Here is a 4,873-nt window from a genome sequence, read left to right as displayed (position 1 = left end):
GGGTTCGCGCTGTTGCTCGCGGTCGGCGACGCGTACCTCCGGGTCGTCGGGACCGCCGACTACACGCGGGTCTCGCTCGGCGTGCTGGTGCTTTTGGCGTTCGTCTCGTTCCTGTTCGCCGGCGGGGTCGGCGTCGCGGTGTTCGTCGCCGCCGGTCTGCTCGGACTCGTCCCGCCGCGGGTCGGCGCGAGGCGCGTGCACCTGATGGGCGTGCTGATCGGGCCGCTGATCCTCGGGTGAGTGGCGCGGTATCGCCTCTCACCCCGGCGGAGAGCCGCTCTCGCCGAGGAGCCGTCGCGGAGGGAAAGAACAACGGTTAAAAGTCGCGCGGTGGTGGAGTACGGTATGAGCGAGAGTGAGACGCGGGGGACCCAGCAGTGTGTCACCTGCGGCATCCAGGTGTCCGGCATGAACGCCGCGCGGTTCGCCTGTCCGGACTGTGGGACCACGATCTACCGGTGCGCGAAGTGCCGGAAGCAGAGCAACCTCTACGAGTGTCCCGACTGCGGGTTCCGGGGGCCCTGACGATGGGAGACGTCGCCGCCAAGATCAAGGTCATGCCCAACGACCCGGAGGTCGACCTCGACGACCTCCAGGAGCGGCTCGAGGAGTCGCTCCCGCAAGGTGCGAAGATCCGCGGATTCGAGCGTGACGACGTCGCGTTCGGGCTCGTCGCCCTCCTGCCCACCGTCATCGTCCCCGACGGCGCGGGCGGCACCGAGGCCGTCGAGGAGGCGTTCGCCGAGGTCGACGGCGTCGAGTCCGTGGCCGTCGAGAACGTCGGCCGCCTGTAAACGGGACGCCGCCCCCGGATCGAACCGGACGAGCGACCGATCGGATTTTCGCCGTCGCGTTCCACGCCGAGTCACCCGCTACGCGACGCGTTCGTCGACCGGGCCAACAACGGTCACCGCCGGGGACGAAAAAACGGGGCGATCCGCGCGTCGAACCGCTCGACGCGAGGCGGCTGTCACCGACGCGAGGCGGCTGTCACTCCTCCAGATGCGCCGCGACCGCGTCGACGTCGTTCGGGACGGGCTCGGGGTCGCTGCCGGCCTCGTAGGCCGCGTCGGGGTCCTTCAGGAGGTGGCCGGTCGTGAGACAGACGACGCGCTCGTCGTCGTCGACGACGCCCTCGCGGCGGAGCTTCTTCAGGCCGGCGAGGCTCGCCGCAGAGGCGGGTTCGACGCCGACGCCCTCCTCGGCGAGCTGGCGCTGCGCGTCGGTGATCGCCGCGTCGCTCACGGCGACGGCGGTGCCGCCGGTGTTGCGGATGCCGGGGATCGCCTTCGGCGCGTTGACCGGGTTGCCGATACGGATGGCGGTCGCGCGCGTCTCGACCTCCTCCCACCGGCGGATCTCGTCGTTGCCCGCCTCGATCGCCTCGACCATGGGCGCGGCGCCCTCGGCCTGCACGCCGGTGAGCTTCGGGACCTCGTCGACGGCGAGCGCGCCCGACTGGACGAGCTCGCGGAACGCCTTGTACAGGGCCGCGGTGTTGCCCGCGTTGCCGACGGGGAGGACGATCCGGTCGGGGAAGCCGCCGTAGTCGTCGCGGAACGCCTCCAGGATCTCGAAGCCGATCGTCTTCTGGCCCTCCAGGCGGAAGGGGTTCAGCGAGTTGAGCAGGTACGCCTCGCCGCGGGCGGCCAGCTCCTGGACGATGTCGAGGCAGGCGTCGAAGTTGCCGTCCACTTCGAGGATGCGCGCGCCGTGGAGGCTGGCCTGTGCGACCTTCCCGGCCGCGACCTTTCCCGCAGGAGGAGGACGAGCGTCTCCATGTCGCCGCGCCCCCCGTAGGCCGCGAGCGCGGCCGAGGTGTTGCCGGTCGAGGCGCAGGCGAGCGCGCCGACGCCGAGCTCCTTCGCGACCCGAACGCCGACGGTCATCCCGCGGTCCTTGAACGAGCCGGTGGGGTTCATCCCCTCGTGTTTGATCCGGAGCGCCTCGACGCCGACCGACGACTCGATCCGCGGGACGCGGTGGAGCGGAGTGTCGCCCTCGGGAAGGGTCACGCCGCGGTCGAACGGGAGCGCCTCGCGGTAGCGCCAGACGCCGCGGTCGGGCCCCTCGGAGGGGGCGTCCGCGCCGAAGTCGTCGAACGTCGGCGGGTCGGCGTACCGGACTTCCAACAGCCCGTCACACGCGTCGCAGGTGTACCGGACCGCCTCGAACGGGGCGAACGTCTCGTCGCACTCGATACAGGCGAGCCACGTGCCGTCGTCGGCGCAGTCGGGGACCGCCGGCGCAGCGGCGTCGATGGCGAGATCCATTTGGGTTTCCGTGCGTGCCGCCGGGGCTTAAGACGGGCGGTCCCGGGCGGGGCAGGACGGACGTACCGGGCACTCCCGGACGACGGTGCCGAGCAGACCGAAATGGCGTCCGCGTCGCGCGTGCCGCTCAGTCGACGATGATCTCGGAGCTCCCGTCCGCGTCGTCGCGGCCGGAGCCCATCCGGTCTTGGTACCGCTCGATCCAGTCGGCGAAACACTCGGGACAGAGCCGCTGGGTGTCGATGTTCGCCCGGTCGACGCTCAGCCGGACGGTCCGCGCGAGCGCGTCTGTCGTCGGCTCGCCGCAGCCGTCGCAGGGCTCGGTCGTCGGCGCGTCGCTCATACCCCTCGGTCGTGGGGACGGCTCTTAAAGGTGGGTCGAGAGAACCGCGGATCGGCTCACGTCGTCCGGAACGCGCGGTCGCCGGCGTCGCCGAGCCCGGGGACGATGAAGCCGTCGTCGTCGAGGCGGTCGTCGATGGCGACCGTGAGCAGGTCGGCCTCGGGGACCGCCTCGCCCACGCGGACGAGGCCGTCCGGCGCGGATACCGCCGAGAGCACGAACAGGTCCTCGAAGTCGTCGGCCTCGTCGAGGACGTGATCGAGGACGGCACACATCGTCGAGCCGGTCGCGAGCATCGGGTCGGCGACGATCACGGTGTCGTCCGCGCCGATCTCGGGGAGCTTCACGTAGTCGATGGTGATCGGGAACTCCCCGTCGGCGGTCATCCCGGCCTCCTCGTCGCGGCCGGCGGAGATGACGCCCTGCTTCGCGCGGGGGAACGCCTTCAGGAGGCCCTCGACGAACGGCGTGGCGGCGCGGAGGACGTTGATGATGACCACGTCGTCGAGCCCCTTCACGCGCTCGCCGGTGGTCTCCGCGAGCGGCGTCTCCACGGGGACGTACTCCGTCTCCATCGCGCCGTCGATGATCTCGTAGCCGCAGATCCGGCCGAGCTTCACCAGCCCCTTCCGGAAGGCGACCTGTTCGGTCTCGACGTCGCGGAGCCGCGAGAGGGTGTCCGTCGCCAGCGCGTGCGTGATGAGGTACGCGTCGTCGCGGTCTTCGATCGTCATTACCGGGAGAGCGGTCGCGTTCGGCTTAAAAGATGGCGGAAATCGGCGGTTCGACGGCGAAAAGCGTCCCGCCGGCCGCAACGGGGTGGCGACGGGGACCGAGTCGAGGCCGCGGACCGAGTCGAGGCCGCGGACCAGGTCAGCGCAACACGGCGACGTACGTCAGCGCGAAGACGATCAGCGCGAACGTCGCCGCGTTCCGCAGCGTGAACGCGGCGGCACCGAGCAGGTCGAGCCCCCAGAGGACGGTCCCCGCGAACCACGCGGACAGGACCGCGTTCAACAACAGGATCACTCGCGGGTCGCCCTTCGATCCCTCGACGCCCTCGCGGATCCCCTTCGACCCCTCGCTCATACGCAAATGGCCGGGTGACCGCCACTTAGCTCTTGTCCGTGCGGCTCCTCCCGGAACGCACGGCGATCGAGATGCGCGTTCACAACAGACACGGCGATCGGATCGACCCGGTTCCGTTCGCGGTCACCGTCGGGCTCGCGTTCATGCTCACGCTCTCGTTCGGCCCGATCTACGGGCTCTCGTACGGGCTCTCGCTGACGGCGTCGCTGGCGCTGTCGACGCTCGCGTTCGCGTGTGCGACGGCCCTCGCGCACCACCAGCTCGTCCGGTCGGCGCCCGCGGTCGACGCCGGACCGCTCCCGCCCGGACCTCGCGTCGAGCGGCTGCTGTACGCGGTGCTCGGGCTCGGCGTCGTGTTCGCGGCGTTGACCGTGCCGCTGCTGTAATCGCCGCGCCGTTCGATCCGCCGCTGCTCGCGTCGCCGCTACGTGGATCCGCCGCCACGTCGAGTAGACGCCACGTCGAACCGCGACGCGGGTGTGCGTCGCGTTCACACAGCACCGGGAACGTAAGGCGGCGGAGCCCGTACCTCGACGTATGGGGATCTTCGACACGGTCACGGACGTGCTGGAGGGATCGACGCAGCGTGCGCCCGGGAACGCCGGCGACGACGGCTCCGAGGGGTCGTACTGGTGTGACGACTGTGGCGTGCGCGTCCGCGACGTCGAGGTCGACGACGAAGGGCTCGACCGCGACGAGGAGGGGACGCCGGTCTGCCCGGACTGCGGCGACGCGATGCGGTTCGAGCGCGCGAGCGGAACGGGCTGCGCCTGCTGAACGGGGGGAGCCTCGACGCGGGGTCGGTTTCGTTTTTTGCTGAGCCGAAGCTCGTCCTCAAGGCTCCCGGAGCGCGACCGTGTCGCCCTGCTCGGTCGGGAAGGGGTGGTCGTCGACCGTGCCCTCGCCGCTTCGGAACGCCTCCCACTCCGCGTCGGTGACGAGCGCGTCGTCTAAGCGGTCGACGATGGCCTCCTCGTCGATACCCGTGCCGATGACGACGTACTCCGTCAGGCGGTCGCCGTGCTCGTCGTCCCAGTCGAGGTTCGGACGGTTCGAGCGGAGCATGTCCCGTTCCACCGCGTGGAGGCTCGCGATCCAGGGGCCGAGCGCCTCGACGCGGACCGATCGGCCGGCCTGCCCGACCTGCTGGCGCTGGTCCGTGCCGGCG

At 70.8% G+C, this 4,873-nt stretch carries 8 protein-coding genes and 2 pseudogenes; 5 read left to right on the top strand and 5 right to left on the bottom strand.

Annotated elements, in window-relative coordinates; genetic code table 11:
- From GJ633_RS14000 to GJ633_RS13990, 3 genes and pseudogenes are all read left to right on the top strand, one after another.
- Positions 1–240, top strand: a pseudogene (locus GJ633_RS14000) (tripartite tricarboxylate transporter permease); the annotation flags it as partial.
- A 105-nt stretch (positions 241–345) separates the two neighbouring features.
- Entirely contained in the window at positions 346–525 is a 180-nt protein-coding gene (locus GJ633_RS13995; RefSeq protein WP_156589308.1) for an HVO_2753 family zinc finger protein, read from the top strand.
- Between the two features lie 2 nt (positions 526–527).
- On the top strand, positions 528–794 hold the full coding sequence (locus GJ633_RS13990) for an elongation factor 1-beta (RefSeq protein WP_156589307.1): 267 nt from the start codon (positions 528–530) through the stop codon (positions 792–794).
- A 196-nt stretch (positions 795–990) separates the two neighbouring features.
- Here GJ633_RS13990 and thrC read toward each other — a convergent pair.
- The 4 genes and pseudogenes from thrC to GJ633_RS13970 all read right to left on the bottom strand — a co-directional run bounded on the left by thrC (position 991) and on the right by GJ633_RS13970 (position 3,705).
- Positions 991–2,273, bottom strand: a pseudogene (gene thrC, locus GJ633_RS13985) (threonine synthase).
- Positions 2,274–2,400: 127 nt separating this feature from the next.
- Entirely contained in the window at positions 2,401–2,616 is a 216-nt protein-coding gene (locus tag GJ633_RS13980; RefSeq protein WP_156589306.1) for a hypothetical protein, read from the bottom strand.
- Positions 2,617–2,672: 56 nt separating this feature from the next.
- A complete protein-coding gene (gene upp, locus GJ633_RS13975) occupies positions 2,673–3,350 on the bottom strand; it encodes a uracil phosphoribosyltransferase (protein WP_156589305.1) in 678 nt (225 codons plus the stop codon).
- 139 nt (positions 3,351–3,489) lie between these two features.
- Positions 3,490–3,705 (bottom strand): hypothetical protein, encoded by a 216-nt coding sequence (locus tag GJ633_RS13970; RefSeq protein ID WP_156589304.1) that lies wholly within the window; start codon positions 3,703–3,705, stop codon positions 3,490–3,492.
- Between the two features lie 71 nt (positions 3,706–3,776).
- Here GJ633_RS13970 and GJ633_RS13965 point away from each other — a divergent pair, with 71 nt between their 5' ends.
- Both GJ633_RS13965 and GJ633_RS13960 read left to right on the top strand, forming a co-directional pair.
- On the top strand, positions 3,777–4,091 hold the full coding sequence (locus GJ633_RS13965; RefSeq protein ID WP_156589309.1) for a hypothetical protein: 315 nt from the start codon (positions 3,777–3,779) through the stop codon (positions 4,089–4,091).
- A gap of 151 nt (positions 4,092–4,242) precedes the next feature.
- Positions 4,243–4,482: a hypothetical protein gene (locus tag GJ633_RS13960; protein WP_156589303.1), complete on the top strand. Its 240-nt coding sequence runs from the start codon at positions 4,243–4,245 to the stop codon at positions 4,480–4,482.
- A gap of 57 nt (positions 4,483–4,539) precedes the next feature.
- On the opposite strand, the gene GJ633_RS13955 is transcribed toward GJ633_RS13960, so the two are convergent.
- A partial coding sequence (locus GJ633_RS13955) for a GTP-binding protein (protein WP_197431353.1) occupies positions 4,540–4,873 on the bottom strand: 334 nt, incomplete at its 5' end.

Source organism: Halorubrum sp. CBA1125 (genome assembly GCF_009742825.1).
In the GTDB taxonomy this organism is placed as follows: Archaea; Halobacteriota; Halobacteria; order Halobacteriales; family Haloferacaceae; genus Halorubrum.
This window is presented reverse-complemented; position numbering and strand designations above follow the sequence as displayed.

What these genes read in the sequence shown, in the direction of transcription:
- GJ633_RS13990 (WP_156589307.1), top strand. Translation starts at nt 528, where the DNA reads ATGGGAGACGTCGCCGCCAAGATCAAGGTCATGCCCAACGACCCGGAG.
- GJ633_RS13980 (WP_156589306.1), bottom strand. Translation starts at nt 2,616, where the DNA reads ATGAGCGACGCGCCGACGACCGAGCCCTGCGACGGCTGCGGCGAGCCG.
- upp (WP_156589305.1), bottom strand. Translation starts at nt 3,350, where the DNA reads ATGACGATCGAAGACCGCGACGACGCGTACCTCATCACGCACGCGCTG.
- GJ633_RS13995 (WP_156589308.1), top strand. Translation starts at nt 346, where the DNA reads ATGAGCGAGAGTGAGACGCGGGGGACCCAGCAGTGTGTCACCTGCGGC.
- GJ633_RS13965 (WP_156589309.1), top strand. Translation starts at nt 3,777, where the DNA reads ATGCGCGTTCACAACAGACACGGCGATCGGATCGACCCGGTTCCGTTC.
- GJ633_RS13970 (WP_156589304.1), bottom strand. Translation starts at nt 3,705, where the DNA reads ATGAGCGAGGGGTCGAAGGGGATCCGCGAGGGCGTCGAGGGATCGAAG.
- GJ633_RS13960 (WP_156589303.1), top strand. Translation starts at nt 4,243, where the DNA reads ATGGGGATCTTCGACACGGTCACGGACGTGCTGGAGGGATCGACGCAG.